General features: G+C 62.1%; 1 pseudogene. It reads left to right on the top strand.

Features of this window, described 5'->3' with window-relative positions:
- Positions 1-301 precede the first annotated feature (301 nt).
- Positions 302-1,200, top strand: a pseudogene (locus tag AC1DY5_RS56330) (hypothetical protein); the annotation flags it as partial.

Below are 1,200 nucleotides of genomic sequence, written 5' to 3' on the forward strand. Positions count from 1 at the left end.
ATGCAAGAACGCCGACGGCCCCGCGTGGGGGCCGTCGAAATGATGGGATGGGCGCACCAACCGCTAACGCTGAAGGCCCAGGCCACTCCGGCGCCAGGCGCAGAAGCGGTCTGCTCCTATCGAGCAGCGTTACCCAAATAGTGGTGCGTGGAAATCCAGGCTAGCCGTCGAGTGCATCGAAACCTAGCGGCCAGCTTACAATAAAACCTAGCGTCCAGCTACAATGAAGCCTAGCTGCCGGTGCTCCGGAGCAATTTAGCGACGCGGCTGATGTTAAGCGAAACAACCAGGGCGACGAGATATGGCGACCAATCTGACGACCACCACCGGGCGCGCGGCCACCCCCGCTCAGCGGCGCCTCGCCGCGGGCTTGGAGGGGTTGCATGCCCTGCAGGAACAGGGGCAAAGCGTCTTCAGCACGAGCCAGTTCTCTCGCGCAGACCGGGAGGCTCTGCTCCAAGCTGGGTATATCCGGCCGGTGATCCAGGGCTGGTACATTTCCACTAACCCTTCGGCAAGGGCCGGCGACACGACGCCATGGATCGCGGGCATGAAGGACTTCATCGCCGCCTATTGCAACGCCAGGTTCGGCGCGGACTGGTGTGTTGCCGCGGACTATTCCTTAAAGCTCCACGCCGGCACGACGTTGTTGCCCATCCAGGTCGTCGTTCACGCGCCGCTAGGCAAGAACAGTTTGCTCCCCTTGCCGAATGGGTTCTCCCTCATGGACTACCAGGCGAAGGACTTTCCGGGCCCCGACCGGCGCGACAGCGTCGGCAATATCCGAACAATGACGCTGGCCCAGGCGCTTTTGAAGGCGCCTGAGAACTTCTTCAGAGCCTCCGCCCAGGACGCGCAAGTTGCACTGCTGTCGATCAGCGACGCGTCGGAGCTCAGCCGTCTGCTCGCAGAAGGCAACCACCGCACCATCGCCGGCCGCCTCGCCGGCGCCTTCCGCGCCGTGGGCCGAGACGCGATTGCGGACGACATCGTCGGATTCATGCGCTCCTTGGGCAACCAGGTCACTGAATCCAACCCATTCGAGATTCCGCCTCGATTCGTTCCAGGCGACCGCATCGAGTCCCCCTATGTCTCCAGATTGCGGCTCATGTGGGCCTTATATGGATGCCTCCCGGATAGCAAGAAGAATTTGTGTTGTGCTGCGAAGAAGTCGGCTGCGTCCTTATATCCGGCCTTGCT

Source organism: Variovorax sp. P4_D9, assembly GCF_056401695.1.